Here is a 26193-nt window from a genome sequence, read left to right on the forward strand (position 1 = left end):
ACTCTATCAGACCGTTTCCGGTTCCGATTTCCTCGGTGCTTTCCAGGTTCCCGCTTCCGCGTTTCCCTTTCCGGCGGTTCCGACTCTATCAGATCCTTTCGGGCCTGATTCCCAGTCAGAGGGGCTTGCCTTCCCGGCTGTTGGGCCGTTCCGACGTCTCAAACCTTAGCGGACTCTCGCTGCGGTCCCAAATCGAGGGGCCGCACCCAAATCGAATTGAATTCCGGCACGCGGAATTCATCCCGGCTGGGAGATCGTTCTGGTGGTTTGAGTGGCCGCTGTCGCGGCGGAGGTGCCACCGCAGAACCGTTACGGCCCCGCGGCAACCCGAAGAACTCTACGGATCCGCCAGGGGCGTGTCAAGCACCCGCTGTCAAGATCTTTTCAGTCGAGGTCGCTGAGTCGCCCGCCGGCGTCCGGCTGTGCGTGCTCCACCCTGCGCAGGAGCCGGGTGAGGACGTCCCCGAGGGTGTTGCGCTCCTCCTGGGACAGGTCCTGGAGCAGGTCCTCCTCGAAGACCGTGGCGAGGCGCATCGCCTCCAGCCACTTCTCGCGGCCCTCGGCGGTCAGCTCCACGATCACGCGGACCCGGTTGGACTCGTCCCGCTCCCGGGTCACCAGTCCCTCGGCGAGCATGCGGTCGATCCGGTGGGTCATCGCGGCCGGCGTGAGGCCGAGCCGCTTGGCAAGCTCGCTGGGACCCATCCGATAGGGGGCGCCGGAGAGGACGAGTGCCTTGAGGACCTCCCACTCGGTGTTGCTGATGCCCAGGTCGGCGGTCTGACGACTGTAGGCGACGTTCATACGGCGGTTCAGGCGGGAGAGCGCCGAGACGATCTGCTCGACCTGGGGGTCGAGATCCTGGAACTCGCGCTGGTAGGCGGCGATCTGCTCTTCGAGCGTCGGCTCGGGCATGCCGGGGGTCTCGGCCATGGGCGCAGTATGGCACGCACCTCCTTTGCCTTGAAGTCCTTCAGTATGTACTCTTTAGCTTCGAACTTTAGCTTTGAAGTCTTCACTCCTAACTAGTGAGAGAGGTGAACGTGACCAGGGCGAGGGGCGCAGCGATGCGTCGGATCCACGTGGGCAACGCACTCAGCGCGTTCGGGCTCGGTTTCACCGTCCCGTATCTGTATGTCTACGTGGCGCAGGTGCGGGGCCTTGGAGCCATGACGGCGGGGCTGGTCCTCGCCGTCTTCGCGGTGGCGGCGCTGATCGTGCTGCCGTTCGCCGGACGGGCCATCGTCCGGCGGGGCCCGCTGCCGGTGCTGCTCACCGCTCTGGTCATGGCCGCGGTCGGATCGCTGAGCCTCGGGCTCGCGGGCCACGCCTCCACCGTGCTGCTGTCGGCGGCCGCGCTCGGCGCGGGTCAGGCCGTGATGCAGCCGGCGCTGGCGACGATGATCGTGGACTGCTCCGTGGCGGAGACCCGGTCCCGGGCCTTCGCCACGCAGTTCTTCCTGCAGAACCTCGGTCTGGGCGTCGGCGGTCTCATCGGCGGGCACCTCGTCGACACGTCGAGCACGGCGTCCTTCACCCTGCTGTTCGCGATCGAGGCGGCGATGTTCCTGCTGCTGGTGGTCGTGATGACGACGCTGCGGCTGCCGCACGCCCCGCGTATCGAGGGCGCGCCGAGCCAGTCCGCACGGGGCAGCTGGAAGGAGTTGCTCGGCAACCGGGCCATGGTGCAGTTGTGCGTCCTGGGCTTCGTGCTGTTCTTCGCCTGCTACGGACAGTTCGAGTCGGGCCTGAGCGCGTACGGAGTCGAGGCCGCCGGTATCTCCACCTCCGCGCTGGGCACGGCACTGGCCGCCAACACCGCGATGATCGTCGTCGCGCAGTTCGCCGTCCTGCGGTTCGTCGAGCGGCGCCGGCGGTCCCGGGTGATCGCGCTGGTCGGGCTCATCTGGGCCGTGGCGTGGCTCACCGCGGGCTATGCGGGTCTCGGCCACGGCAGCCAGGAGATGGCCACGGCCGCCTTCGTGTCGACGTACGCGCTCTTCGGACTGGGTGAGGCGATGCTGTCGCCGACCGTGGCCCCGCTGGTGGCCGATCTGGCGCCGGAGGGGATGGCGGGCCAGTACAACTCCGCCTTCGCCCTGGTGAAGCAGCTCGCCCTGGCCGTCGGTCCGGCGGTGGGCGGCCCGCTGGGAGCGTCCCTGCACACGCCGTACATCGTGACGTTCCTGCTGTTCTCGCTGGGCATCACGTACCTGGCCCTACGACTGGGCAGGCACCTGACCCCCGTGCAGAACCAGCCGTCGCTGCGGAAGAGCCGTGTGGTGGCACAGGGTGGAGCAACGGCGAAGTCGCTGGCCGCCTGACTGCAACGCGGCCAGGGGCGCGGGGAACTGCGCGACAGGGCACAACCGACCCGCAGCCGCCCCGCTCCCTCAGGCCGCTACCCCTTGGGCAGCACGAACTCGCACCAGACCGCCTTGCCGCCCCCGGGCGTCCTCCGCGACCCCCAGTTCGACGCGATGGTCGCCACGATGGCGATCCCGCGGCCGGACTCGTCACCGGGTTCCGCCCGTCGGCGGCGGGGCAGGTGGTCGTCCCCGTCCGTCACCTCGACGATGAGCCGCCGATCGGTGCGGCGGAGCCGAAGGCGCATGGGCGGGGTGCCGTGCTGCAAGGAGTTCGCCACGAGTTCGCTCACCGCCAGCACGCCCAGGTCGTGCAGCTCGACCGGGAAACGCCAGCTCGTCAGGACGCCGGAGGCGAACGCACGCGCGCGTGGAGCTGCCTCGACACCGCCGAGCAGTTCCAGCGCGGCGTTGCGGAAGAGTTCGGCGTCGGGGCCCGTGTGCGCCGGGTGCTGGAGGACCATGACGGCCACGTCGTCGTCGTGCTCGGCGGTGACGCCGGCCGAGCGGACCAGGCGGTCGCAGATCACCTGGGGGGTGCCGGTGGCGCCGGCCAGGGCGCGTTCCAGGGCGGCGATGCCCTCGTCGAGGTCCTCGTTGCGGCGTTCGACCAGGCCGTCGGTGTAGAGGACGGCCGTGGAGCCGGGGCCGAGCGCGATGGAGCCCGAGGCGTGCATCCAGCCGCCGGTGCCGAGCGGCGGGCCGGTGGGTTCGTCGGCGCGCATGACGACACCGCTCTCGTCGCGGACCAGGATCGGCAGGTGGCCGGCCGAGGCGTAGACCAGCTTGCCCTCGTTCGGGTCGTGGATGGCGTACACGCAGGTGGCGATCTGGTTGGCGTCGATCTCCATGGCGAGGCCGTCCAGGAGCTGGAGGATCTCGTGCGGCGGGAGGTCCAGGCGGGCGTAGGCCCTGACCGCGGTGCGGAGTTGGCCCATGACCGCCGCCGCGCGTACCCCGCGGCCCATGACGTCGCCGATGACCAGGGCCGTGCGGCCGCCGCCGAGGGTGATGACGTCGTACCAGTCGCCGCCGACCGCGGCCTCCGTGCCGCCGGGGTGGTAGGTGGCGGCGATGCGCAGGTCGTCGGGTTCCTCGAGTTCCTGCGGGAGGAGGCTGCGCTGGAGGGTGACGGCGGTCTCGCGCTGGCGGCGCTCGCTGGCTCTGAGGCGTTCGGCGGCCTCGGCGTGGTCGGTGACGTCGGTCGCGAACACCAGGACCCCGCCCGCCCCGCCGTTCGCTTCCGTCACCGGGGTGCAGGTGAAGGTGTAGGAGCGGCCGTCGGGGGCCTTGCGGGACTTGACCGTTCGCGGTCTGCCGCTGCGCAGGACCTGGTCGAGGAGCGGGAGGAGGCCGATCTCGTGGAGCTCGGGGAGGGCTTCGCGGGCCGGTTCGCCCGTGGGGCGCAGGCCGAAGGCGACCACGTAGGCGTCGTTGACGTAGGCGAGGCGGTGGTCGGGGCCGTGGACGAGGGCGACGAGGGCGGGGACACGGTCGAGGACTTCGCGGACGGGGAGTTCTTCGACGGCGGGGACCGGGACGGTCAGCTGTTCGGCGCGGGCCGCGGGGACGGCTCCCTCGCTCAGGCGGTCCTCGGTGACCAGGTCGTCGGTCCGCGCTGCGGCGCGGCGCTGCGTTCCGGGGAGGCGGGCGCTCCAGCGCGTGAAGTTCACGAATCCTTGCCTCGTGTCGTCGTCTTCGGCGTCTTCGGGCCGGCTCCGGGCCCGGCCGGGGGGCTGGGGACGGCAGCCCGGGGGTGCAGCACGGTGGGAAAACCTCTGGGTTCGAGGGGCGGGCGGCTGCCCGTCCGAAGTCGGGCACCAGTCTGGCAGGGTGACCGACCGGGTCGACATCCGTCAGACGCCGGGGCGGTCCGTGGAGTTCCTCGGTCCGGTCAGGACGACCCCTTCGGGTCGTTCGTCGGGTCGTGAGGATGCTTTCCACCGGCCGCGAGTTCGAACTCCGCTCGGGGGTGTTCGAGTGAACCCAGGGAGACGATCTCCCTCTTGAAGAGCCCCGACAGGGTCCATTCGGCCAGGACGCGGGCCTTGCGGTTGAAGGTGGGGACCCTGCTGAGGTGGTAGACGCGGTGCATGAACCAGGCAGGGTAGCCCTTCAGCTTGCGTCCGTAGACGAACGCGACGCCTTTGTGCAGGCCCAGTGAGGCCACCGAGCCGACGTACTTGTGGGAGTACGTCTCCAGGGGCTCGCCGCGCAGCGCGTGCGCGATGTTGTCGCCGAGGACCTTCGCCTGGCGTACGGCGTGCTGGGCGTTGGGTGCCGTCTCCCTGCCGGGCTCCTCGGCGGTGACGTCGGGGACGGCGGCAGCGTCTCCGGCCGCCCACGCGTGCGTGGTGCCCTCCACGGTGAGCTGGGGGGTGCATTTCAGCCGACCTCGCTCGTTGAGCGGGAGGTCGGTGGCGGCGAGCAGCGGGCTGGGTTTCACGCCGGCGGTCCACACGACCGTACGGGTGGGGAAGCGGTTGCCGTCGCTGAGGACGGCGACGCGGTCCACGCAGGACTCCAGGCGCGTGTTCAGCCGTACGTCGATGTTGCGGCGGCGCAGTTCGCTGACCGTGTAGCGGCCCATGTCCTCGCCGACCTCGGGGAGGATGCGGTCGGAGGCCTCGACCAGGATCCACTTCATGTCCTCGGGACGGACGTTGTGGTAGTAGCGCGCGGTGTAGCGGGCCATGTCCTCCAGCTCGCCGAGCGCCTCCACGCCCGCGTAGCCGCCGCCGACGAAGACGAACGTGAGGGCCGCGTCGCGGATCGCGGGGTCGCGGGTGGAGGAGGCGATGTCCATCTGTTCGATGACGTGGTTGCGCAGGCCGATGGCCTCCTCGACCGTCTTGAACCCGATGCCGTGGTCGGCGAGCCCGGGGATCGGCAGGGTGCGCGCGATCGAGCCCGGGGCGAGGACGAGTTCGTCGTAGGAGAGCTTCTCGCCGCCGGTGCGCTCCTCCTCGGTGGCGAGGGTGGTGACGAAGGCCGTGCGCCTGCCGTGGTCGATCGCGGTGGCCTCGCCGACGAGGACGCGGCAGCGGTCGAGGACGCGGCGCAGCGGTACGACGACGTGGCGCGGGGAGATGGAACCGGCGGCCGCCTCGGGCAGGAACGGCTGATAGGTCATGTACGGGTCGGGGGTGACGACGGTGATCTCGACGTCACCCCGGTCGAGTTCCCGTTTCAGCTTCCGCTGCAGACGCAGAGCCGTGTACATCCCGACGTAGCCACCGCCGACAACCAGAATGCGCGCACGTTCCTTCACCATCCCATGACGCACCCGTCGCTTGAGTTTGTCCACAGCCTCGACAATTTGTGTGACTGGAAGTCGTCGGCGCGCCGGGTTGGCCGAATCGTCCGGGGGCGCGGAAGGTCCGCAGGTCAATGGGTGTGCGCCGGGCGGGCGCAGGGGGTGCAATCGGGGCGATTGTCACCCGTACTCCGATCGGGGGGCGCTCCGTGCGGAACCTGCCCCTTCTGAATTGACCCCCACTCAACTATGTTCGTGTGTCGACGGGGTGTAGGGGGATGCGCTCCGGGTCCGCGACGGGCGGACTCGCGAAACGGGCTTGTTCCGTACGCTCCGGCTTTCGATGGCGGGGAGAGTCTCCGGGGGGAGACGTCATTACCGGGGGAACATTTATGCACATTCAGGACACTCATTGGTCCACCGCGTCAGCCATCGCACCCAGTGGCGGTGCGATGGGCGGCGCGATGGGCTCGGCGATGAGCACGGCGGGCAACGGACGGGACGGATCGCGTTCGGCCCCGCTGCGCGTGGACGCACAGCGCAACCTGGAACACGTACTGCGCGCGGCGCGCGAGGTCTTCGGCGAGCTGGGTTACGGCGCGCCGATGGAGGACGTGGCGCGGCGCGCCCGGGTCGGTGTCGGCACGGTGTACCGGCGTTTCCCGAGCAAGGACGTCCTGGTCCGGCGGATAGCCGAGGAGGAGACCTCCCGGCTGACCGACCAGGCGCGGGCGGCGCTCGGCCAGGAGGACGAGCCGTGGTCGGCGCTGTCGCGCTTCCTGCGCACGTCGGTCGCGTCCGGTGCCGGGCGGCTGCTGCCGCCGCAGGTGCTGCGGGTCGGCGTCGCCGACGAGGTGTCCGACGGCTACGACGCGACGCGGGTGCCGCAGCAGCGGACCACTCCGGGCGGCGGCGAGCTGCGGCTGGTGCCGGAGGAGGCGCCGCAGGTCTCCGCCGACGACGACGCCGGGGCGGCGGCCCTGCTGGAGGTCGTGGGCCAGCTCGTGGACCGGGCGCGGGCCGCCGGTGAACTGCGGACCGACGTGTCGGTGTCGGACGTCCTGCTGGTGATCGCGACCGCGGCGCCCTCGCTGCCGGACGCGGCGCAGCAGGCGGCGGCCTCGGCGCGGCTGCTCGACATCCTGCTGGAAGGGCTGCGGTCCCGGCCGGCGTGACTCGAAAGGGTGACAGCGGGGTGCGGGCGGCTGACGTCCGCACCCCGGCATGTTCCGGCGTTCTCCGGGTGCCCGGGCCGACCGCCGCACCGCCGTGACAGTTGAGTCTTCCCCATCCGGGTGATGCTCAGTACTGCCGTGCGGGAACTCCCCACGGATGAGTGGATGCCCCGTACCGCGGGGCACTGACCAAAAGCCAATATGGCACTCTGACCCGGTGTTCGGGACTGGTTGGGCCGACGGCGGGGGCATTCCGCGATGAGTGTTGACGGGCGGAACGAACCCCTCGGCGAGGGCGACGGGGAAGCCGGGGGCACCCCTCAGGTGCCGGGCCAGGGCGGCCGCGCGGGCATCCCGCAGGGTGGCATCCCGGCCCAGGGCGGCGAACCGGTCGAGGGCGGTGTTCCGGCCCAGCGCGACCGTCGCGAGGACGGCGGTGTCCTGCCGCCGCCCCGGCAGATGCCGCCGTCCGACGCCGACCTGATCGAGCGGATGCGCTCCGGCGACGACACGGCCTACGAGGTGCTCTACCGCCGCCACGCGCACGCGGTGCGCCGCTACGCCCGCACCTGCTGCCGCGACGGCCACACCGCGGACGACCTCACCGCCGAGGTCTTCGCCCGCATGCTCCAGGCGGTGCGCGGCGGCCACGGCCCCGAGCACGCCGTACGCGCCTACCTGCTCACCACCGTCCGCCGCGTCGCCGCCAACTGGACGAAGTCGGCGAAGCGGGAGCAACTCGTCGACGACTTCGCGGTGTTCGCCGCCCAGGCCGCGCGCACCCACGAGGTCTCCGACGACGACACCCTCGACCTGGGCGCCGACGTGCGCGCGATGCAGGTGGCCGAGCAGTCCATGGCCATGCAGGCGTTCCGGTCGCTGCCCGAGCGCTGGCAGGCCGTGCTGTGGCACACCGAGGTCGAGGACGAGTCGCCCAGCGAGGTCGCCACCCTCTTCGGGCTCGACGCCAACGGCACGCGCGTGCTCGCCAGCCGCGCCCGCGAGGGGCTCAAGCAGGCCTATCTCCAGGCCCACGTCAGCGCGGCCCTCGCCGACGACGAGGAGTGCGCCCGCTACGCCGACCGGCTCGGCGCCTACGCCCGGGGCGGTCTGCGCACCCGTGCCGAACGCGGCCTGCGCAAGCACCTGGAGGAGTGCGCCAAGTGCCGGCTGGCCGCGGGCCAGATCAAGGAAGTCGCAGGCGGCATCCCCGCCGTCGTACCGGTCGCGGTCATCGGCTGGTTCGGGGCCGCCGGGTACGCCAAGGCCGCCGGGCTCATCGCGGGCGGCGCCGGGGCGGGAGCGGCCGGAGCCGCGGGCGCGGCCGTCGCGGCGGGCGGGAGCTCCTCGGGCGGGGCGGGAGCGGGCGGCGCCGCGGCCTCGGAGGGGCTCGGCGCGCCGGTGAAGGCCGGTATCGCGGCCGGTGTGGTCGCGGTGGCCGCAGCCGCGGTCGCGCTCGCGCTGATCGGCGACGACAGCCCGGCCAGGAAGCCCGACGCCAAGCCGCCGGCCTCCGCTCCGGTCGTCGTACCGGCCGACTCCGCGCCCACGCCTACCCCTAAGAGGCCGGAACCCCCGCTGGTCCCGGTCGCCGCGGCCGCACCGTCCCCCACCGCCACCCCCACGCCCACACCGGCGCCGGCTCGCACCCCCACGCCTGCTCCGCCCGCGAAGACGCCCCCGGCACCCGTGCCGCCCCCCACCCCCGAACCGACACCGACCCGCACACCCACCCCGACGCCGACTCCCCCGCCTCCGCCACCGCCACCGCCGGCCGTCTACCAGTGGAGCGAGCTGGCCTACGACGTCTCCGGTGACGGCAGCGGGCCCGAGATGCGGATCGGCGAGAGCACCTGGGTCTGGCAGCGCTACGGCGTCTCGGTCGCCGACCGGAAGTACGCCCACGGCGTGACCGTGCACGGCCGCTCCTCCGTCACGATCGACCTCAACCGCGCCTGCTCCTCCTACGACGCGATGGTCGGCGTCGACGACATGACACTGGGCCTCGGCAAGGTCTACTTCTCCGTGTACGCCGACGGGGCCCGGCTGTGGAGGTCGGGGCTGGTCAGAGGCGGTGACCCGGCCGTGCCCGTCCATGTGAACCTCACCGGGCACCGCACCGTACGGCTGGTGGTCGAGCCGCACAGCCCCTTCGACGACCTGATGCTCGCGGACTGGGCGGAGTCGAAGTTCAGGTGCTCATGAGGCGCCGCTCCCGCGCCACCTCGTCGAGCTCGGCGAGGGCCTCGGCCGGGGTGAGCGCCGCGCCCCGGGCGTGTTCCGCCGCGTAGCGTTCGGGGCCGAGGCCGGTGCGGGCGGCGGCCTCGGCGCGCTCCGCCTCCAGGCGTTCGGGGTCGGGACGCGGGTCGCCGCCGCGCCACCGCTCGGCGGCGGCCAGCAGCCGGGCCGTGCGCGGCAGGTCGCCGAGGTCGCGGAGCAGGGTCGCCGCGCCGTCGACGAGGGCCGCCACGAGGGAGTCGGAACACCGCTTGTCGATCGCCTCACGGACGGTTTCCGCCATCAGGGGCAGTCCGTGCTCGGGGCCCGACTCGGCGGCCGCCAGCATCGCGGCGATGGAGTTCAGCATCACCGTGAACTGGGGTGGCGGGGGCGACTGGCCGATCTGCTCGCGCACCGAGTCGAGCAGTTCGCGCGCGCGGGCGAGGTCCTTGTCCTCCAGGGCGATGTGCGCTCGCATGAGGTCGACGAACGCCCGGGTCTCCGGCACGCCGTACCGGTCGCCCGCGGCGCTCGCCTCGTCCAGGGTGGTCAGCGCGGTCGCGCGGTCGCCGGTGCGGTAGGCGACCTCGGCGAGCCGGGCGATGAGGAACGGTGTCTCGGCGTACGCCCCCACCTCGTGGGCGAGACGCAGCGCCTCCTCGTACTCCGCCCTGGCCTCGGCGGGGCGGCCCCGGGCCATGGCCGCCTCCCCGGCCGCGCTGCTGACCTGGGCGCGGAGCCAGCGGTCGCCCGCGCGGCGGCTGAGGACGCGGAGTTCCGCCAGGTCGTCGTCGACACCGGTCATGCCGCCCGGGGAGTCGACCACCAGGTGGGTGCGCAGCATCAGGGCGGCGGCCACGGCCCAGTCGTCGCCGTGGGCACGGCAGTGTGCGACGGAGGTGTCCAGCAGGGGGCGGATGTCCACCGGATCGGTGTGCCTGATGCCGATCACGGGCCAGACGACGCCGGGGAGGCGGGCGGCGTCGGGGCCGCCCTTCGCGAAGTGGTTCTGGACGAGTTCCACATAGCGGCGCAGGCGGGGGTCCAGGTCGCCGTCCATGGGCTCGGTCTCGGCCCGGAGGAAGAGATGGAGCATGCGGAGGTTCATGCGCGGGCGGTGGGCCGGGTGGCCGGTCTCGGTGCGGGCGCTGGCGAGGTAGGCGTCGACAGGGTCCTCGCCCTCCCCTGCGGACAGGGCCGGTTGCCCTTCAGCCCTGTCCAGGACCACCCCCAGGCGCAGGACCCGGTCCACCCAGGAGATGCCCTCGCGGCGGTAGTTGCGCAGCCACCAGAACCAGCCCATGCCGAGGGCCAGGGCGGTGGCCTCCGTCTCGTCACCCGCGACGAGGGTGCGGTCGAAGGCCGCCCGGATGTTGTCCAGTTCGGTCTCCAGGCGGGAGATCCACGGGAGCTGCCGGGCCGAACGCAGCTCCGGTTCGGCCTCCTCGACGAGCGCGCGCACCCACGCGCGGTGCCGGAGCTCGGCGGCGGCACGCAGCTCGGGGCGCTCGGCCGCGCGTTCGGCGGCGTACTCGTGGATGGTCTCCAGCATGCGGTAGCGCATGCCGCCGGAGGCGTCCCGCCCGCCCGGGGTGGCCACGATCAGGGACTTGTCCACGAGAGCGCCGAGGAGCTCGGCGGCCGGCCCGGTGCACACCGCCTCCGCCGCCTCCAGGTCCCAGCCGCCCGCGAACACCGACACCTCGCGCAGCAGGGTCCGCTCCCGCTCGTCGAGCAGCTCCCAGGACCAGTCGACGACGGCCCGCAGGGTCTGCTGGCGGGGCAGGACGGTACGGCTTCCGGAGGTCAGGAGGCGGAAGCGGTCGTCGAGACGGTCGGCGATCTGGCGGGGGGTGAGCAGGCGCAGGCGGGCCGCCGCGAGTTCGATGGCGAGGGGCAGTCCGTCGAGGCGCCGGCAGATCTCGGCGACGGCCTCCCGGTCGGCGAGCACGGCGTCCGCGTCGGGGCGGACGGCGACGGCGCGCTCGGCGAAGAGCCGGTGAGCCTGCTCGGGGCGGAGGGGCTCGACCGGGCGCACGGACTCGCCCGGCACGCCCAGGGGTTCACGGCTGGTGGCGAGGACGGTGAGCCCGGGGCAACGGGTGAGGAGGGCCTCCGCGAGACGGGCCGCCGCCTCGATGACATGTTCGCAGTTGTCAAGGATCAGGAGCTGGCTGCGCGGGGCGCAGTACTCGACGAGCAGGGCGAGCGGGTCGTCCTGCGCGGCCCTGAACTCGGCGGTCCTGAGCACGGTCTCGCGCAGACCGAGCGCACTGACCACCGCGCCGGGCACCGCCTCCGGCCGGTCGAGCGGGGCGAGCTCGACGAGCCACGCCTGCGGGAGCCCGGCGGCGGCTTCCTCGGCGAGACGGGTCTTTCCGGATCCGCCCGGTCCGGTGAGGGTGACGAGGCGGGCCCTGTGCAATTCGGAACGGATGGCGTCGAGTTCGGGTTCCCGGCCCACGAAAGAGGTAAGACGCGGACGGATGTTGCCGGTCCGTCCGGGACGAGGGCGACCGAGCGGGGCCGTGAGCAGCTCACGGTGCAGGTCCCGAAGCTCCGGCCCCGGATCGGTGCCGAGGCCGTCGGCGAGGGTCCGGCGGGCGGTCTCGTAGGCGGCGAGGGCGTCGGCACCCCGGCCGCTGTCGCGCAGGGCGCGGATGAGCAGGACGTGCAGCGGCTCGTCGTACGGATGCGCTCCCGTCAGCTCCTTCAGCTCCGGTACGACGTCCTGGGCGCGGCCGAGCAGCAGATCCGCCTCCGCACGGGCCCGGACGGCCTCCATGCGCAGGGCCTCGGGGCGGGTCGCGGCGGTGCGGTCGGGCAGGTCGGCGAGGGCGTCCCCGCGCCACAGGGCGAGGGCCGCGGTGAGGTCCTCGGCGGCCGTGCGGGCGTCGCCGTGGGCCAGGGCCGCGGTGCCCCGGCGTACGAGCCGCTCGAAGACGTACAGGTCGACGTCGTCCTCGGCGGCGGCCAGCCGGTAGCCGCCCGGGCCGGACACGATCGCGTCCTTGCCGACGGTACGACGGAGGCGGCCGACGAGAGCCTGGAGGGCGGCCGGGGCGTCCTGCGGCGGGTCCTCACCCCAGACCTCGTCGACCAACGTCCCTGACCCCACGGTGCGGCCGGGCCTGAGGGCGAGCGCGGCGAGCAGCGTGCGCAGGCGGGCCCCACGGAGGGGTATGACGCCGCCGTCATCGCCCACCGCCTGAGCAACACCCAGAATCCTGTACCGCACCGACTCATTGTCACCGGCACGACCCGCCCCCGGATGCCAAGCAGAGTTCCGCGTGGGGTCCGTGCACGGCTGCGGGCCGGTGAGGGCTGGTCGCGCAGTTCCCCGCGCCCCTGGGTGGGTCATGTGGACGCTCGTGCAGACGCGTACGGCGCGCAGGGGACGGGGTGGGGGGTGTCCGCCCGCAGCGGCCGGCGTCCGTTACCGAGCCCTGCTCAAGAGACCGAGCCGCCGGACCGAGGACGGACACCCCCCACCCCGGCACCGACCCACCCACCACACCGCACGCGCTACCCAAGCCCCCACCGAACAGGCGGCTGCGCCGCAGGCATCAGGGGCGCGGGGAACTGCGCAAAACGCCCGCCCCCACCGAACCCGCACCCACACCCACACCCGCACAAGAACCGGCTCAACCGCCGGAGGCACCCGCTCCCAACGCCCCCCGCTGCGGCCGAATCCCCGCCGGCACCGCACGCGCGCGTGCCGGCGTTCCCGTCCAGCACGTCCCCCGCCGCGCCAGCAACCGCCCCAGCCACAGTTCCAGCGAGACCAGGTCCGCCAGCCCGTCCAACGGCAGCGGCTCACCCTCCGCCGCCGCCCGCAGCGCCTTGCGCACCACCCGGGCCTCGACCAGCCCCGCCTGCGCCAGCAACGGCGTGCCGAACAGGGACATCAGCGAGTCCGCCGCCACCCGCAGCCCGGTACGGGTCGCCGCGGCCGAGGAGGCGTGGGACGGGGCGCCCCAGCCCGGCGGGAGGTCGGAGACGCCCGCGCCCTCCAGGACCGTACGGAGGATCTCCGCGCGGGCCCCCGGCCGGACCCGCAGCGCCTCGGGCAGGGCGCGGCAGGCCCGTACCACCTGGTTGTCCAGGAAGGGCGCGTGCAGCCGCTGGGAGCGGATCTCCACGGCCTGTTCCAGGACCCGCAGGTCGGACGCGTGACGGGCGAGCGCCGCACGCGCGCGGAAGTCGCCGGGATGCTGCCCGGGACCCACCCCGGAGCGCTGCGTGGCCCCCTGGAGGCGAACCGATACTTCAGCCAGCGCCTCCCCCGTCAGCCACCGCGCCGCGGGCCCCGGTCTGGCCCAGGTGAGCGCGGCGAGGGACGCCCCCACCGCACCCCCGGGCTCGTCGAAGCGCTGGTGCATGAGCCGGTCGGCCAGCATCTCCAGACCGACCCGGTACGGCGTGCGGGCCAGTTTCCGCGCGGCGCCGTACACGCGCGCGGGGACGAGCACGGAACCGTCCGCCTTGGTCAGGGCGGCCACGGGCCGGACCAGGTGGCGCCGCTTGCGGTCCATGAGCAGGTCCGCGAGGCGCGCCGGGTGGGCGTCGAGCACCTGCCGGGCCCCGTACCCGGTGAAGTGGTCGGCGCTGCCGGCGGCGAGCCGGGCCCGGTGCCGCGCCGCCGTCACCAGGCACGGACCGGGTTCGTCGGTCAGGGGCCCGTCGAGTTCGGCGTACGGGAGTGTCTCCTCGCCGCCGGTCACCACCACGTGGTGCAGCCGGGGATTGGCCGCGAGCGTGCCGGCCCGCTCCACCTCGGCCTCCCGCCCGCGCACGGCCAGGTCGTTGAAGGTGACCGCGAGCAGCCGCTCACCGGCCCCGGTGCCGTGTCCGAGGACGGTTCCCGGCATCCCCGGCAGCCCGGCGGCCAGCAGCGCGAGCGTCCCGGACGCGGGCCCCCCGGACAGGTCGGCCCCGATCCCCGGTACCGGCATCCCGCGCGCGGCACGCCGTTCGGCGGGCCCCATGCCGGGCACCGGGCCGGGGTCGATGTCGGGCACGTGCCGGGGCGCGGACAGCCGGGCGCGGACCGCCTCGACGAGCGCGTCCCGCACCGCGTCGACCGCGCTGTCCGGGTCGGCGGAGGGCGCGGCGACGGCGAGGGAGGCGACGGGTTCGTAGCCGGCGATCTCACGGGCGCCGTTGCGCAGGATCAGCGCGTGCCCCGGCGGAATGCGCCGTACGCCCTCGTAGGGAGTGGAGTCGTGGAGGGCGGCCGGTACGTCGGGGGCGGCGAGCAGCGCGGCGAGGTGTCCGAAGTCGAGGTTGGCCTCGATGAGGTCGGCGAGGGGCAGGGCCGCGGTCGCGTAGGCCGTGCCGCCGGCCCAGGGGGTGTAGAACACCGGCCGGGCGCCCGCCAGATCGCCGCCGACGGTGATCCGGCGGCCCACCTGCACCACCGCCGTGTACGCGCCCGACCAGGCCGTCAGATGCCGAAGTGCTCCTCCGCGCGCGGCGAGCAGTCCGATCCGGAGCTGTTCGTCGGAGGCCCCGCAGGTGCCGAGGACCGCGATCCGGGTCTGCGCGTCGACCGTGACCACGCGCACCTCGTCCGGGCGCCAGTCGCCGACCGCCCACAGCGGGTCCGGGTCTCCCCACAGGAGGTGCGAACCCACCGGGTGCACGGTCTCGCCGTCGCTTCCGGTGGCTCCCGCCGTCCCGATTCCGGAGACACCCGCGGCGGTGCTGCTCCATCCCACCAACCACCGCATCGACGCCTCCACAGGCTGTGGACAACCAGTGCACCGTTCGAACCGGTCACCATGCTGCCATGAAGGAAGCGTGCCGGAGGGCCGGTGGGGCCGCTCGGGATGCGGGGAACGCGCCCCCGGGAACACCCGCGTACGCCTGTGAACAGGCCTGCTGGGCAAGGAGCGTGCGACGCGAATGCGCCCCCGATACGCTCCCCAAAAACGCCTAACGCGCCCTCAACTGCCATGGTGGGAGGGCTGATCGCCCGCAGGGAAGAGGGTCGGTTTTCGGCCAAATCGGCGACCTGGACACAGGCTCGCGCACGCTCCGTACACACCCGCGCGCCGCACGACAGGCGCGCAGCCCGGGAGACGCCACTTCGCCCCCCGGGCCGGTCCGCCGCCCGCGGGGATGGAGGCGGCGGTGTCCCCCAGCCCACTGGATCCAGTACAGCGGGCCGACCCACGCACCATCCATGGAAGCGCTCCCCCGGTGGCCGGAGAAGAGCGCACGGACGGGCGCACGGCCACACATCAGGAGCACGACGCAACTGCGCGTATCGGACCCGCACTTCAGTACGGACCACAATCCCGCCATCCGGAACAATGCCCCTTAACGCTTGGGATGCGGCGAACTACGCTGGGTTTACGAATGCCGCGTGGTTATGCCAGCGCGGCAGCCGTCTGTGTCGAGGGGTGGCGCATGTCCAGGGAGCAACGCGGGCCGAACGAAAAACTCGGCGCCGTTCTCGCCCTCGCGGGAATCAGCAACGCAGGACTCGCGCGTCGCGTCAACGATCTTGGCGCTCAACGCGGGTTGACTCTTCGCTACGACAAGACGTCGGTGGCGCGCTGGGTGTCGAAGGGGATGGTGCCGCAGGGAGCGGCCCCGCACCTCATCGCCGCCGCCATCGGCCAGAAGCTCGGCCGCCCGGTGCCGCTCCACGAGATCGGCCTGGCGGACGCGGACCCCGCGCCGGAGGTGGGCCTCGCCTTCCCCAGGGACGTCGGCCAGGCCGTCAGGTCGGCCACGGAGCTGTACCGCCTGGACCTCGCCGGGCGCCGGTCCGGCGCGGGCGGCATCTGGCAGTCGCTCGCCGGTTCCTTCGCAGTGAGCGCATACGCAACGCCCGCCTCGCGGTGGCTGATAACCCCGGCCGACAGCTCGGTCGCGCGGGAGGTGAACTCCGCGGAAGCCTCCGGCGCACCGCTCAAAGTCGGCCACAGCGACGTGCAGAAGCTGCGGGAGGCCGCCGAGGACGCCAGGCGCTGGGACTCCAAGTACGGAGGCGGCGACTGGCGTTCGTCCATGGTGCCGGAGTGCTTACGGGTGGAGGCGGCACCGCTGCTGCTCGGCTCGTACTCCGACGAGGTGGGCCGGGCCCTGTTCGGCGCCTCCGCCGAACTCACCCGGCTCGCGGGCTGGATGGCCTTCGACACCGGCCAGCAGGAGGCGGCGCAGCGGTACTACATCCAGGCACTGCGGCTGGCCCGCGCGGCCGCCGACGTCCCCCTCGGGGGCTATGTGCTGGCGTCGATGTCGCTCCAGGCGACCTACCGGGGCTTCGGCGACGAGGGCGTCGACCTCGCGCAGGCCGCGCTGGAGCGGAACCGGGGGCTGGCGACGGCCCGCACCATGAGCTTCTTCCGGCTCGTCGAGGCGCGGGCACACGCGCGTGCCGGCGACGCGGCCGCGGCCGGAGCGGCGCTCAAGGCGGCCGAGGGGTGGCTGGAGCGGTCCCGGGACGGGGACAACGACCCGTCGTGGCTCGGCTTCTACTCCTACGACCGCTTCGCCGCCGACGCGGCCGAGTGCTACCGCGACCTGAAGGCCCCGCGCCAGGTCCGCCGCTTCACCGAGCAGGCGCTGTCGAAGCCGACGGAGGAGTTCGTACGCTCGCACGGGCTGCGGCTCGTGGTCTCCGCGGTCGCCGAACTCGAGTCGGGCAATCTCGACGCGGCGTGCGAGCAGGGCGTGCGGGCGGTGGAGGTCGCGGGGCGCATCTCCTCGGCCCGCACCACCGAATACGTGAAGGACCTCCTGCACCGGCTGGAGCCGTACGGGGACGAGCCCCGGGTGGTGGAGCTCCGGGAGCGGGCCCGGCCGCTTCTGATGGCTCCGGCGTGAGACCCGGACGGCGGCCCCGCCTCCCGCGTTTGAAGTGACTGTCAGTGGTGCAGTGCACTATCGGGGGTGGGAGGTGGTGCAGGTGCTGTCCGGGATCGCTTACGACTGCGATGTGCTCGTGGTCGGCGGGGGCATCGTCGGGTTGTCCACGGCGTACGCGATCACGCGCAGCGCGCCCGGCACCCGGGTCGTGGTGCTGGAGAAGGAGGCCGGGCCCGCCCGGCACCAGACCGGGCGCAACAGCGGGGTGATCCACAGCGGGATCTACTACCGCCCGGGCTCGCTCAAGGCGCGGTACGCCGTGCGCGGGGCCGCCGAGATGGTGAAGTTCTGCGCGGAGTACGGCATCGCCCACGCCGTCACCGGCAAGCTGATCGTCGCCACCGAGCGGAGCGAGCTGCCGCGACTGCACGGCCTGGTCCAGCGCGGCCGGGAGAACGGCATTCCGGTGCGGGAGCTGGGCGCCGCCCAGATCGCGGAGTACGAGCCCGAGGTGGAGGGGCTCGCCGCCATACACGTCGGGACGACCGGTGTGTGCGACTTCGTCGGGGTTGCACGCCGGCTGGCCGAGGCGTCGGGCGCGGAGATCCGCTACGGCGCCGAGGTGCGGCGGATCGACCGGCGCCCGGAGCTCGGGGTCGCCGTCCTGACGGGCGCGGGGGACGTCGTACGCGCGCGGGTGCTGGTGAACTGCGCCGGGCTGCACTGCGACGAGGTGGCGCGGCTGACCGGGGACGACCCCGGTATGCGGATCGTGCCGTTCCGGGGCGAGTACTACTCGCTCGCGCGGCCCGAGCTGGTGCGGGGCCTGGTGTATCCGGTGCCGGACCCGGCGTTCCCGTTCCTCGGGGTGCATCTCACGCGCGGGATCGACGGAGGGGTGCACATCGGACCCAACGCGGTGCCGGCCCTGGCCCGGGAGGGGTACGACTGGGGGACCGTACGACCGCGGGAGCTCGGCGCGACCCTGGCGTGGCCCGGGTCCTGGCAGATAGCCCGGCGGCACTGGCGGTACGGCACGGGGGAGCTGCGGCGCTCGGTGTCCCGCAGGGCGTTCACCGCGGCGGTCCGAAGACTGCTGCCCGCCGTCACACCGGACGATCTGGTCCCCGCGGCCGCCGGAGTACGCGCACAGGCGGTCCTCCGGGACGGGACGCTGGTGGACGACTTCCTGATCCGCGAGGGAGCGAGGACGGTCCACGTCCTGAACGCCCCCTCCCCCGCGGCGACCGCTTCCCTCCCGATCGGCCGAGAGGTGGCCAGACGCGCCCTGGAGACCCTGCGCTCGGCGTGAGAGACCGGACGGCTCGACGGCCGGGGGCACCGGGACCCAGGCACTGGGAGCCCCCCATGGGAGCCCCCCAACCGACCACACCCCCGGACCCCAGAACCCACCCCCGCCCACCGCCCGAGGCACCTCCGCACATCCATGACGCCCCCGCCCCCGCCTCACCGTAAAATCGACCCCACTGTGTCTGACTCCCTCAACGCCTCCGAAGCCCCCCGGTCCCGGTCCACCGACTCCGGCGAGGCCGCTCCGCATGCTCCTGGTGTGTCCGTTCGGCACACCCGGGCCAAAGGGGAGCCGCGGTTTCCCGACGGGCCCAGTGCCGATCCGGCGGGGTCGCACTTCGAGCGGCGGATCCGGAGCTTCCAGCCCCGGCGGAGCCGGGTGACGGCGGGGCAGGCGGACGCGTTGCAGCGCCTGTGGCCCACGTGGGGCCTCGACATCGACGGACAGCGCACGATCGACCTCGGCGAGCTGTTCGGGAACGACAACCCCGTCGTCCTGGAGATCGGGTTCGGGATGGGCGAGGCCACCGCGCAGATGGCCGCCGCCGATCCCGGGACCAACATCCTCGCCGTCGACGTGCACACCCCGGGCCAGGGCAACCTGCTCAATCTCGCCGAGCAGCACAAGCTGTCCAACATCCGGGTCGGCAACGGCGACGCCATCATCCTGTTGCGCGAGATGCTCGCCCCGGACTCGCTCGACGGACTGCGCGTGTACTTCCCCGACCCCTGGCCCAAGAAGCGGCACCACAAGCGGCGGCTGATCCAGCCCGAGTTCCTGGACCTGGCCGCGACCCGCCTCAAGCCCGGCGCGCTGGTGCACTGCGCGACCGACTGGGAGCCGTACGCCGAACAGATGCTCGAGGTGCTCACCGCGCACCCGGACTTCGAGAACACCCAGGCCGGCGGCGGTTTCGCGGCGCGTCCCGACTTCCGGCCGCTGACCCGTTTCGAGGGACAGGGACTGGACAAGGGACATGTCGTGAACGACCTGCTGTTCCGCCGCGTACAGCACGGCGACCGACCCGACCAGTCCCCCACCGGCGCCTGAGCACCCGCCCTCCTGCGGGCGGGGCCTCTGTCTCGTTAAGGTCGATGCTGTGGCCACCTGTCCCCCGTATCCGACGTATCCCGGTGACCCCGCCGCGGGCGGTGGTCTGCGGCACGCGCACTGGTGGCAGCGGAAGTCGGTGCGCTACGGCGCGCTCACCACGCTCCTGGCGCTGTCCGGGCTCGTCATCCTCGCCCTGGTCCGTCAGCAGACCGGCACCGAGGGGTTCCTGGTCGGGCTGGGGCTCGCCGTCCTGCCCGTACCGCTGCTCATAGCCGCGTTCCGCTGGCTCGACCGGGTCGAACCGGGGCCCTGGCGCAATCTGTTGTTCGCCTTCGCCTGGGGCGCCTGCGCGGCCGCGCTGATAGCGATCATCGCCAACAGCTTCGCGACGAAGTGGATAGCGACGGCGACCGCCGACCCGACGGGCGCGGACACCCTCGGCGCGACCGTGATAGCGCCGGTCGTCGAGGAGTCGGCCAAGGCCGCAGCCGTCCTGCTCGTCTTCCTGTTCCGCAGACGGGACTTCACCGGGATCGTCGACGGCGTGGTGATAGCGGGGGTCACCGCCACCGGCTTCGCCTTCACCGAGAACATCCTCTACCTCGGCACCGCCTTCGGCACCGACCAGCTCACCGGCGACAGCGGCATCGCCTCCGTCACCGCCGCCACCTTCTTCGTGCGCGTGGTGATGTCCCCCTTCGCGCACCCCCTGTTCACGGTCCTCACCGGCATCGGTTTCGGCATCTCCGCGCTGTCGGCGGAACGCCAGCACGTACGGCGGGTTCTCGTCCCGCTGTCCGGACTGCTGCTCGCGATGGGCATGCACGCGATGTGGAACGGTTCGTCGACGTTCGGGGAGTACGGCTTCTTCGCGGTGTACGCGACGTTCATGGTGCCGGCCTTCGCGCTGCTGACCTGGCTGGTCATCTGGACGCGGCAGCGGGAGCTGCGGACCGTGCGCGAGGAACTGCCCGCGTACGCCGCCGCCGGGTGGCTGACGCCGGCCGAGCCGTACGTACTGGGCTCGATGCGGGCCCGGCGGATAGCGCGGGAGTACGCGCGGCGGCAGTTCGGCGGGCGGGCGGCGGCGCGGGCGGTCGCGCAGTACGAGGCGTACGCGACGTCGTTGGCGTTCCTGCGGCGCCGGGGACGGCTCGGCCGGGCGAACGCCGACTTCGTCGTACGGGAGCGGGAGCTGCTGCACGAGCTGTGGCGCCGGCGGGACGTGGCCCGCCCCGCCCTGGACCACGCGGCCCGGACGACGGCACCCCCGGTACCGGTGGCCGCGCCGCCCTGGCCGGTGTACGGGGTGTACGGCCACCCGCCCCACCCCGCCCAGCAGGCGCACCCGGTCCACCCGGCGCACGCGGTGCCCTACCCCGCGTACAACCCGTACCGGACGTAGGCCGGCCTCCCCTTACGCCGACGCCTCCGTCAGGCGCCCCAGCTCCTCCTCCGTCAGGGTCAGCTCCGCCACCCTCAGCAGCGCCGGGAGCTGCTCCACCGTGCGGGCGGACGCGATCGGGGCCGCGACCGTCGGCTGGGCGGCGAGCCAGGCGAGGGCGACCGTGGCGACCGGGACGGTGTGGGACTCGGCGATGTCGTCGAGCGCCGCGAGCACCTTCCGGCCGCGCTCGGTCTCCAGGTGCTTGGCGGCACCCGCGCTGCGCCGGCTCTCCACGGTCTCGCCGACGCGGTACTTGCCGGTGAGGAACCCGGAGGCGAGGGCGAAGTACGGGACGGCGGCGAGACCCTGCCGGGAGGCGACGGCCTGGAGTTCGCCCTCGTAGGTGTCCCGCGAGACGAGGTTGTAGTGGGGCTGGAGGGCGGTGTAGCGCGCGAGGCCCTCGCGGTCGGAGAAGTCGAGGGACTCCGCAAGGCGCGCGGCGGAGATGTTGGAGGCTCCGATCGCCCGTACCTTGCCCGCCTTCACCAGCTCGTCCAGCGCGCCGATGATCTCCTCGACGGGTGTCTCCGGCTTGTCGTAGTGGGTGTAGTACAGGTCGATGCGGTCGGTGCCGAGGCGGCGCAGCGAGGCGTCCGCCGCCGCCTTGATGTTCGCCGCGCTCAGGCCCGGGTAGTCGGGGTGCTGGCTGACCTTCGTGGCGATGAGGACGTCGTCGCGGTTGCCGCGGGCCGCCAGCCACTTTCCGATGATGGTCTCGGACTCGCCACCGGAGTTGCCGTCCACCCATGCCGAGTACGAGTCGGCCGTGTCGAGGAAGTTGCCGCCGGCCGCGGTGTAGGCGTCGAGGACGGCGAACGAGGTGGCCTCGTCGGCGGTCCAGCCGAACACGTTGCCGCCGAGGGAGAGCGGGAAGACCTCGAGGCCGGAGGAGCCGAGCTTGCGAAGAGAAGTCATGCCATACGTCAACGCCAGTGCCGGACGCCGGCCTTCCGGCACGGCCGCAAAGTCCTCGCAAACAAGCGGGGTCGGCTGCTCCGACACACCGACAGCCCTGACGTCGGGGGGACGTCGTCAGGGCTGTCGGAGTTCGCGGGGGAGGGTCAGGGGTTGAGACCCTTGCCGCGCAGCCACGCCATCGGGTCGATCCCGTCGGCGGAGCCGCCCGGGTGGACCTCCAGGTGCAGGTGCGCGCCGGTCACGTTGCCCGTGGCGCCCACGCGGCCGATGACGTCACCGGTGGCGACCTTCTGGCCGACGCTGACGCTGATCGAGGACTGGTGGCAGAACCACAGCTCGGTGCCGTCGTCGAGGGTGAGGATCGTGCGGTAGCCGTAGGAGCCGGCCCAGCCGGCCTCCGTGATGGTGCCGCTGTGGACCGCCTTGATGAGCGTGCCCGTGGGGGCGGCGAAGTCGAGGCCCGTGTGGTAGCCGGAGGACCACAGGGAACCGGCCTGACCGAAGGTCGAGGTGATGGTGTACGACGAGGTCGGCAGCGTGTACTGCTTGGCGAGCTCGGCCAGGCGCTCCGCCTCGGCCTTCTTCGCGGCCTCCTCCTCCGCCTTCTTCTTGGCGGCGGCGGCCTTCTCCTGGGCTTCCTTCTCCGCCTTGGCGGCGGCCGCGTCGGCCTCCTTCTGGGCGGCGTCCGCGACGGCCTGGGCGGCCTTGGTGTCGATCTGGTCCTGCTGCACCTCGGCCTGGGCCAGGATGCGCGAGCGCAGTGCCTCACCGGCGTCCGAGGCGCCCTCGGCGGTGCCGGCGGTGGTGGCGCCGACGCTGCTGAAGGCGCTCGTGTCGGCGGCGGCCGGGTCGGAGTCGTCCGAGATGAGCGAGCCCACGTTGGGCAGGTCCGGCATCGAGATGGAGACCGGCGGCTTGCCGGTGTTGGCGCTGGCCATCCCGCCCGCGCTGACCGCGGCTATGACGCCGACGCCCAGGACGGTGGAGCTACGGGCGAATCCGCCGCCACGCTGCTTTGCTACGCGATGCCGGCCTCGTACGGGAGCGAGGGAGTCCGCGGTCGGGTTCCACTCGCCGAGCGGAGCCTCGTCGTCGGCACGGTAGCCGCCGTACACGAGGGTGTCGCTCGGAACGTACGGCGCCTCGGGGGCAGGCGGGTTGGACGCCACGTGGGCGCACTCCTTTCCTTCCTTCTCGCCTACCGGGTTAGCTGACGGGTTCGGAGCAGGAAGGTCTCCTACGCGCGTATATCCACCGTGCTGCCACGGCGGACTACGAGCGATTCACCCCAAGGTGGTGGTTCCCCGGTTCCCTTGCGGAATTCGGCGCGTGAGCACGGAGCCGTCTCTTGTGACGGCTGGGACGACCGCGCTGCGTTATCGAACGTTAATAGACCCGGGGGCCCGATTCCAAGCTGTTCCGCTTGATCATTAACGAAATCCCGCTGGACTTACGGCCCATGAACGGTGAAAAACGGGCGAGTTGACCACGACTCAGACGGCACAGGGGTGTTGACGGTGTGTCAGTCGCTATGCGGAGGGCGCCCATCCGCTCACCCGGCGTGACGAAGGCCGCTGCGAACCCTCCGGCCGGGCGCGGACGCACAAACACTCAGGGCCGGAACCCATTCACTGGATTCCGGCCCTGAGCCTTCAGTAGCGGGGACAGGATTTGAACCTGCGACCTCTGGGTTATGAGCCCAGCGAGCTACCGAGCTGCTCCACCCCGCGTCGTTGTGTGACCAGCATACGTCATCCGCGAGGTGGTTCGCGCCAGGGTTGTTCCAGGGGCCCCGGTGGCCGCGCGGAGCGGCGTACCGTGGCGCTCCTCACAGGAACGAGGAGGGGACATGACGGCAGCCGACGGGCGGCCGGCGGAGATCGGGAAGCGGGACATCCCGCTCTCCGGCGGCCGGACGCTGCGGGTGACGGAGTTCGGCAACGGCAGCATCAGGCTGGCGGTGCACACGGGCTCCCGCTACGTGGTGACGAGCCTGGAGCAGATCGACGACGGGACCGTGCTGAGGCTCTCGCCCGGCCGCGAGGGCTCGGGCGCCCACCGGAACTGGGTGCGGGACCACGAGGGCGGTGCGGGCGGCTCCGGCGAGTGAGCACCCGCCCGGGCGGCCGTCAGCCGACCCCGAGCTCCGTCAACTCGCCCAGCGGCAGCGTGTGCTGGGTCTGGAGGACCTTCGCGCGGAGGTAGCGGACGTTGTGGGCGGTGGTGAAGACGCCGGTCGGGACGCGGTCGTGGACGCCGATCCCGAGGTCCCTCAACTGACCCGCCTTGTCGGGGTTGTTGGAGAGCAGGTCGAGTTCGCCGATGCCCAGGGCGGTCAGCATCTGCGCGGCCGCCGTGTAGTCGCGGGCGTCCTCGGGCAGGCCCAGCGCGGTGTTCGCGGCGTAGGTGTCGAGACCCTGGTCCTGGAGGGCGTACGCGTCGAGCTTGTTGTAGAGGCCGATGCCGCGGCCCTCCTGGCGGAGGTAGAGCAGGACGCCGCCGCGCTCGGCTATGCGCTCGACCGCCTCGCGCAGTTGCGGGCCGCAGTCGCAGCGGGCGGAGCCGAAGACGTCACCGGTGAGGCACTCGGAGTGCAGCCGCACCAGCGGGACGGTGCCGGGGGCGGGGTCGCCGAGGACGACGGCGAGGTGCTCCCGCCCGTCGGCCAGGCCGTGGAAGGTGACGAGCTCGGCGTCGACGCGGTAGCCGTCCCCGAAGCGCAGCGGGACGTGGACGCGGGAGCGCTGGGTGGCGGCGGGCAGGTCGGGCATGCGGGTACTCCGCTCCGTGGGCATATCTGCTTCAGTTTTGAAGCAGTCCTACTGATCGAGACCCTACCTCATGCTTTAAATTTGAAGCAACGCCTTTATGGCACTCGTCACACGCACCCTCAGGAGCAGGACGGGGAGGACCGCCGGCGCCACGGAACCTCCTCGGCGGGTCCGCCCTCCCCCTGGAGTCCCGCGGTGACACTCGTGAAGATCTCCTCCAACTGCCCCACCTGTTCCGGGGTGAGCCGGTCGAACAGCGCGCCACGGACCGTCTCCACGTGTCCCGGCGCCGCCCGCTCCAGCACCGCCATACCCTCGTCCGTGAGGACCGCGACGCTGCCCCGCTTGTCCGAGGGGCAGCTCTCGCGCCGCACCAGCCCGTCCTTCTCCAGCCGGGCGACCGCGTACGTCAGCCGGGGCCGGGTGATCTTCAGCCCCTCGGCGAGTTCGGTCATCCGCAGCCGGCGCTCCGGGGTCTCGGAGAGGTTGGCAAGGATGGAGTAGTACAGGTGGGGCATGCCGGCCTCCTGCTGGAGCTGCCGGTCGATGGTGTCCTCCAGGAGGAGCGAGGCGGCGATGTAGGCACGCCAGGCTCGCTGCTCGTCGGGGCTGAGCCAGCGGGTCGTCATGCTCCCAGTGTAGGTTTGCTTCAAACTTGAACCAAGACCGATGTTTCTCGACACGCCGGGGAGCCCCTTCATGCCCCACCCCTACGTCCTCCTCTCCGCCGCGGTCTCCCTCGACGGCTACCTCGACGACACCGGCCCCGACCGCCTCCTCCTGTCCAGCCCGGCCGACTTCGACCGAGTCGACGAGGTCCGCGCCTCCGTGGACGCGATCCTCGTCGGCGCCGGCACGATCCGCGCCGACAACCCCCGCCTGCTGGTGAACTCCGAGACCCGCCGCGCGGCCCGGGTCGCCGCCGGGAAGCCGCCGTACCCCCTGAAGGTCACGGTCAGCGGCTCGGGCGAGCTGGACCCGGCCGCCAACTTCTGGCACACCGGCGGCGACAAGCTCGTCTTCACGACGGACGAGGGCGCGGCACGGGCGCGCGCCCTGGGCCTGGCGGCCGACGTGGTCTCCCTCGGCCCCGCCCTGGACTGGCGCCGCCTGCTGGAGCACCTGCGCGGGGAGCGCGGTGTGGAGCGGCTGATGGTGGAGGGCGGCGGCCGGATCCACACCCAGCTCCTCCAGCAGGGCCTCGCGGACGAGGTGCAGCTCGTCCTGGCCCCCCTCTTCGTCGGCAGCCCGCAGGCCCCCCGCCTCTTCGGCCCGGGCACCTACCAGCCCGGCCGGCTGCGCCTGGTGGAGACCCGCCGGATCGAGGACGTGGTGCTGATGCGCTACGAGCCCACGGCCCCCGGCACCGGCCTGGTCCCGGTCGCCGCGGACCACCACTGGCTCGCGCTGGCCTGCGAGTTGGCGGCTCAGTGCCCGCCCTCGCGGACGGCGTTCAGCGTGGGCGCGGTGGTGGTGGCCGCCGACGGCACGGAGCTGGCGCGCGGCCACTCCAGGGAGGGCGGCGACCCGGTCGTCCACGCGGAGGAGGCGGCGCTGGCGAAGATCGATCCGGCCGATCCCCGGCTGGCCGCGGCCACCGTCTACACCAGTCTGGAGCCCTGCACCCACCGCGCCTCCCGGCCGGCCCCCTGCGCCCGGCTGATCCTGGACGCGGGAGTGCGCCGGGTGGTGACGGCCTGGCGGGAACCGGACACCTTCGTCGCGGGGGCCGACGGAACGGGCCTGCTCACGGGAAAGGGCGTGGACGTGCTGGTGCTGGACGAGCACGAGGAGCGGGCGAAGGCCCCCAACCGCCACCTGGCGTGACGCGGGGACCGCGGTGCGGGTCCCCGG

General features: G+C 72.7%; 18 protein-coding genes, 1 tRNA gene and 1 riboswitch. Of the genes, 9 read left to right on the forward strand and 10 right to left on the reverse strand.

Features of this window, described 5'->3' with window-relative positions:
• Positions 1-384: 384 nt before the first annotated feature.
• Complete coding sequence (locus ACIQJT_RS38940; protein WP_365464576.1) at positions 385-933, reverse strand: MarR family transcriptional regulator; 549 nt, start codon at positions 931-933, stop codon at positions 385-387.
• A gap of 134 nt (positions 934-1067) precedes the next feature.
• On the opposite strand from ACIQJT_RS38940, the gene ACIQJT_RS38945 reads away from it, so the two are divergent.
• Positions 1068-2324, forward strand: a complete 1257-nt coding sequence (locus ACIQJT_RS38945; RefSeq protein ID WP_402650293.1) for an MFS transporter — start codon at positions 1068-1070, stop codon at positions 2322-2324.
• Between the two features lie 77 nt (positions 2325-2401).
• Here ACIQJT_RS38945 and ACIQJT_RS38950 read toward each other — a convergent pair whose 3' ends face one another.
• Both ACIQJT_RS38950 and ACIQJT_RS38955 read right to left on the reverse strand, forming a co-directional pair.
• Positions 2402-4039: a SpoIIE family protein phosphatase gene (locus tag ACIQJT_RS38950; RefSeq protein ID WP_365464571.1), complete on the reverse strand. Its 1638-nt coding sequence runs from the start codon at positions 4037-4039 to the stop codon at positions 2402-2404.
• A 221-nt stretch (positions 4040-4260) separates the two neighbouring features.
• The gene (locus tag ACIQJT_RS38955; protein WP_402650294.1) at positions 4261-5640 is read right to left on the reverse strand and encodes an NAD(P)/FAD-dependent oxidoreductase; all 1380 of its coding nucleotides are present in this window, start codon (positions 5638-5640) and stop codon (positions 4261-4263) included.
• A 374-nt stretch (positions 5641-6014) separates the two neighbouring features.
• Between ACIQJT_RS38955 and ACIQJT_RS38960 the strand changes: the two genes are divergently transcribed.
• Together ACIQJT_RS38960 and ACIQJT_RS38965 are read left to right on the forward strand one after the other, a co-directional pair.
• Positions 6015-6797: a TetR/AcrR family transcriptional regulator gene (locus tag ACIQJT_RS38960; RefSeq protein WP_402650295.1), complete on the forward strand. Its 783-nt coding sequence runs from the start codon at positions 6015-6017 to the stop codon at positions 6795-6797.
• 258 nt (positions 6798-7055) lie between these two features.
• Positions 7056-9002, forward strand: coding sequence for a sigma-70 family RNA polymerase sigma factor (locus ACIQJT_RS38965; RefSeq protein WP_402650296.1), 1947 nt, complete (start codon positions 7056-7058; stop codon positions 9000-9002).
• Here ACIQJT_RS38965 and ACIQJT_RS38970 read toward each other — a convergent pair.
• Both ACIQJT_RS38970 and ACIQJT_RS38975 read right to left on the reverse strand, forming a co-directional pair.
• The gene (locus ACIQJT_RS38970) at positions 8989-12255 is read right to left on the reverse strand and encodes a BTAD domain-containing putative transcriptional regulator (protein WP_402650297.1); all 3267 of its coding nucleotides are present in this window, start codon (positions 12253-12255) and stop codon (positions 8989-8991) included. The two genes, ACIQJT_RS38965 and ACIQJT_RS38970, sit on opposite strands and share 14 nt — an antisense overlap.
• 406 nt (positions 12256-12661) lie before the next feature.
• A complete protein-coding gene (locus ACIQJT_RS38975; RefSeq protein WP_365464556.1) occupies positions 12662-14749 on the reverse strand; it encodes an asparagine synthase-related protein in 2088 nt (695 codons plus the stop codon).
• Between the two features lie 682 nt (positions 14750-15431).
• On the opposite strand from ACIQJT_RS38975, the gene ACIQJT_RS38980 reads away from it, so the two are divergent.
• From ACIQJT_RS38980 to ACIQJT_RS38995, 4 genes are all read left to right on the forward strand, one after another.
• Positions 15432-16856 (forward strand): hypothetical protein, encoded by a 1425-nt coding sequence (locus ACIQJT_RS38980; RefSeq protein ID WP_053852608.1) that lies wholly within the window; start codon positions 15432-15434, stop codon positions 16854-16856.
• 73 nt (positions 16857-16929) lie between these two features.
• Positions 16930-18150: an L-2-hydroxyglutarate oxidase gene (gene lhgO / locus ACIQJT_RS38985; RefSeq protein WP_365464553.1), complete on the forward strand. Its 1221-nt coding sequence runs from the start codon at positions 16930-16932 to the stop codon at positions 18148-18150.
• 177 nt (positions 18151-18327) lie between these two features.
• The gene (trmB, locus tag ACIQJT_RS38990) at positions 18328-19200 is read left to right on the forward strand and encodes a tRNA (guanosine(46)-N7)-methyltransferase TrmB (protein ID WP_402650298.1); all 873 of its coding nucleotides are present in this window, start codon (positions 18328-18330) and stop codon (positions 19198-19200) included.
• A gap of 49 nt (positions 19201-19249) precedes the next feature.
• The gene (locus tag ACIQJT_RS38995) at positions 19250-20608 is read left to right on the forward strand and encodes a PrsW family intramembrane metalloprotease (RefSeq protein ID WP_402650299.1); all 1359 of its coding nucleotides are present in this window, start codon (positions 19250-19252) and stop codon (positions 20606-20608) included.
• A gap of 12 nt (positions 20609-20620) precedes the next feature.
• Here ACIQJT_RS38995 and ACIQJT_RS39000 read toward each other — a convergent pair whose 3' ends face one another.
• The 3 genes from ACIQJT_RS39000 to ACIQJT_RS39010 form a co-directional block, all read right to left on the reverse strand.
• The gene (locus ACIQJT_RS39000) at positions 20621-21565 is read right to left on the reverse strand and encodes an aldo/keto reductase (RefSeq protein ID WP_365464545.1); all 945 of its coding nucleotides are present in this window, start codon (positions 21563-21565) and stop codon (positions 20621-20623) included.
• 146 nt (positions 21566-21711) lie between these two features.
• On the reverse strand, positions 21712-22737 hold the full coding sequence (locus tag ACIQJT_RS39005) for a M23 family metallopeptidase (RefSeq protein ID WP_365464542.1): 1026 nt from the start codon (positions 22735-22737) through the stop codon (positions 21712-21714).
• 11 nt (positions 22738-22748) lie between these two features.
• Positions 22749-22906: riboswitch (cyclic di-AMP (ydaO/yuaA leader) on the reverse strand.
• A 318-nt stretch (positions 22907-23224) separates the two neighbouring features.
• Positions 23225-23298 (reverse strand) — tRNA-Met (locus ACIQJT_RS39010).
• 119 nt (positions 23299-23417) lie between these two features.
• Between ACIQJT_RS39010 and ACIQJT_RS39015 the strand changes: the two genes are divergently transcribed.
• On the forward strand, positions 23418-23678 hold the full coding sequence (locus ACIQJT_RS39015; RefSeq protein WP_365464539.1) for a hypothetical protein: 261 nt from the start codon (positions 23418-23420) through the stop codon (positions 23676-23678).
• A 19-nt stretch (positions 23679-23697) separates the two neighbouring features.
• Here the strand turns inward: ACIQJT_RS39015 and ribA are convergent, their stop codons facing one another.
• Together ribA and ACIQJT_RS39025 are read right to left on the reverse strand one after the other, a co-directional pair.
• On the reverse strand, positions 23698-24339 hold the full coding sequence (gene ribA / locus ACIQJT_RS39020; RefSeq protein WP_365464536.1) for a GTP cyclohydrolase II: 642 nt from the start codon (positions 24337-24339) through the stop codon (positions 23698-23700).
• Positions 24340-24458: 119 nt separating this feature from the next.
• A complete protein-coding gene (locus ACIQJT_RS39025) occupies positions 24459-24968 on the reverse strand; it encodes a MarR family transcriptional regulator (protein WP_365464533.1) in 510 nt (169 codons plus the stop codon).
• 70 nt (positions 24969-25038) lie between these two features.
• On the opposite strand from ACIQJT_RS39025, the gene ACIQJT_RS39030 reads away from it, so the two are divergent.
• Positions 25039-26166, forward strand: a complete 1128-nt coding sequence (locus tag ACIQJT_RS39030; protein ID WP_402650300.1) for a dihydrofolate reductase family protein — start codon at positions 25039-25041, stop codon at positions 26164-26166.
• Positions 26167-26193 lie beyond the last annotated feature (27 nt).

The sequence above is a fragment of the Streptomyces sp. NPDC091972 genome, assembly GCF_044756385.1.
Taxonomy (GTDB): Bacteria; Actinomycetota; Actinomycetes; order Streptomycetales; family Streptomycetaceae; genus Streptomyces.

Coding starts and splice junctions, on each gene's coding strand:
- ACIQJT_RS38940 (WP_365464576.1), bottom strand. CDS start 933: ATGGCCGAGACCCCCGGCATGCCCGAGCCGACGCTCGAAGAGCAGATC.
- ACIQJT_RS38945 (WP_402650293.1), top strand. CDS start 1,068: ATGCGTCGGATCCACGTGGGCAACGCACTCAGCGCGTTCGGGCTCGGT.
- ACIQJT_RS38955 (WP_402650294.1), bottom strand. CDS start 5,640: ATGGTGAAGGAACGTGCGCGCATTCTGGTTGTCGGCGGTGGCTACGTC.
- ACIQJT_RS38960 (WP_402650295.1), top strand. CDS start 6,015: ATGCACATTCAGGACACTCATTGGTCCACCGCGTCAGCCATCGCACCC.
- ACIQJT_RS38965 (WP_402650296.1), top strand. CDS start 7,056: ATGAGTGTTGACGGGCGGAACGAACCCCTCGGCGAGGGCGACGGGGAA.
- ACIQJT_RS38975 (WP_365464556.1), bottom strand. CDS start 14,749: ATGCGGTGGTTGGTGGGATGGAGCAGCACCGCCGCGGGTGTCTCCGGA.
- ACIQJT_RS38980 (WP_053852608.1), top strand. CDS start 15,432: ATGTCCAGGGAGCAACGCGGGCCGAACGAAAAACTCGGCGCCGTTCTC.
- ACIQJT_RS39000 (WP_365464545.1), bottom strand. CDS start 21,565: ATGACTTCTCTTCGCAAGCTCGGCTCCTCCGGCCTCGAGGTCTTCCCG.
- ACIQJT_RS39015 (WP_365464539.1), top strand. CDS start 23,418: ATGACGGCAGCCGACGGGCGGCCGGCGGAGATCGGGAAGCGGGACATC.
- ribA (WP_365464536.1), bottom strand. CDS start 24,339: ATGCCCGACCTGCCCGCCGCCACCCAGCGCTCCCGCGTCCACGTCCCG.
- ACIQJT_RS39025 (WP_365464533.1), bottom strand. CDS start 24,968: ATGACGACCCGCTGGCTCAGCCCCGACGAGCAGCGAGCCTGGCGTGCC.
- ACIQJT_RS39030 (WP_402650300.1), top strand. CDS start 25,039: ATGCCCCACCCCTACGTCCTCCTCTCCGCCGCGGTCTCCCTCGACGGC.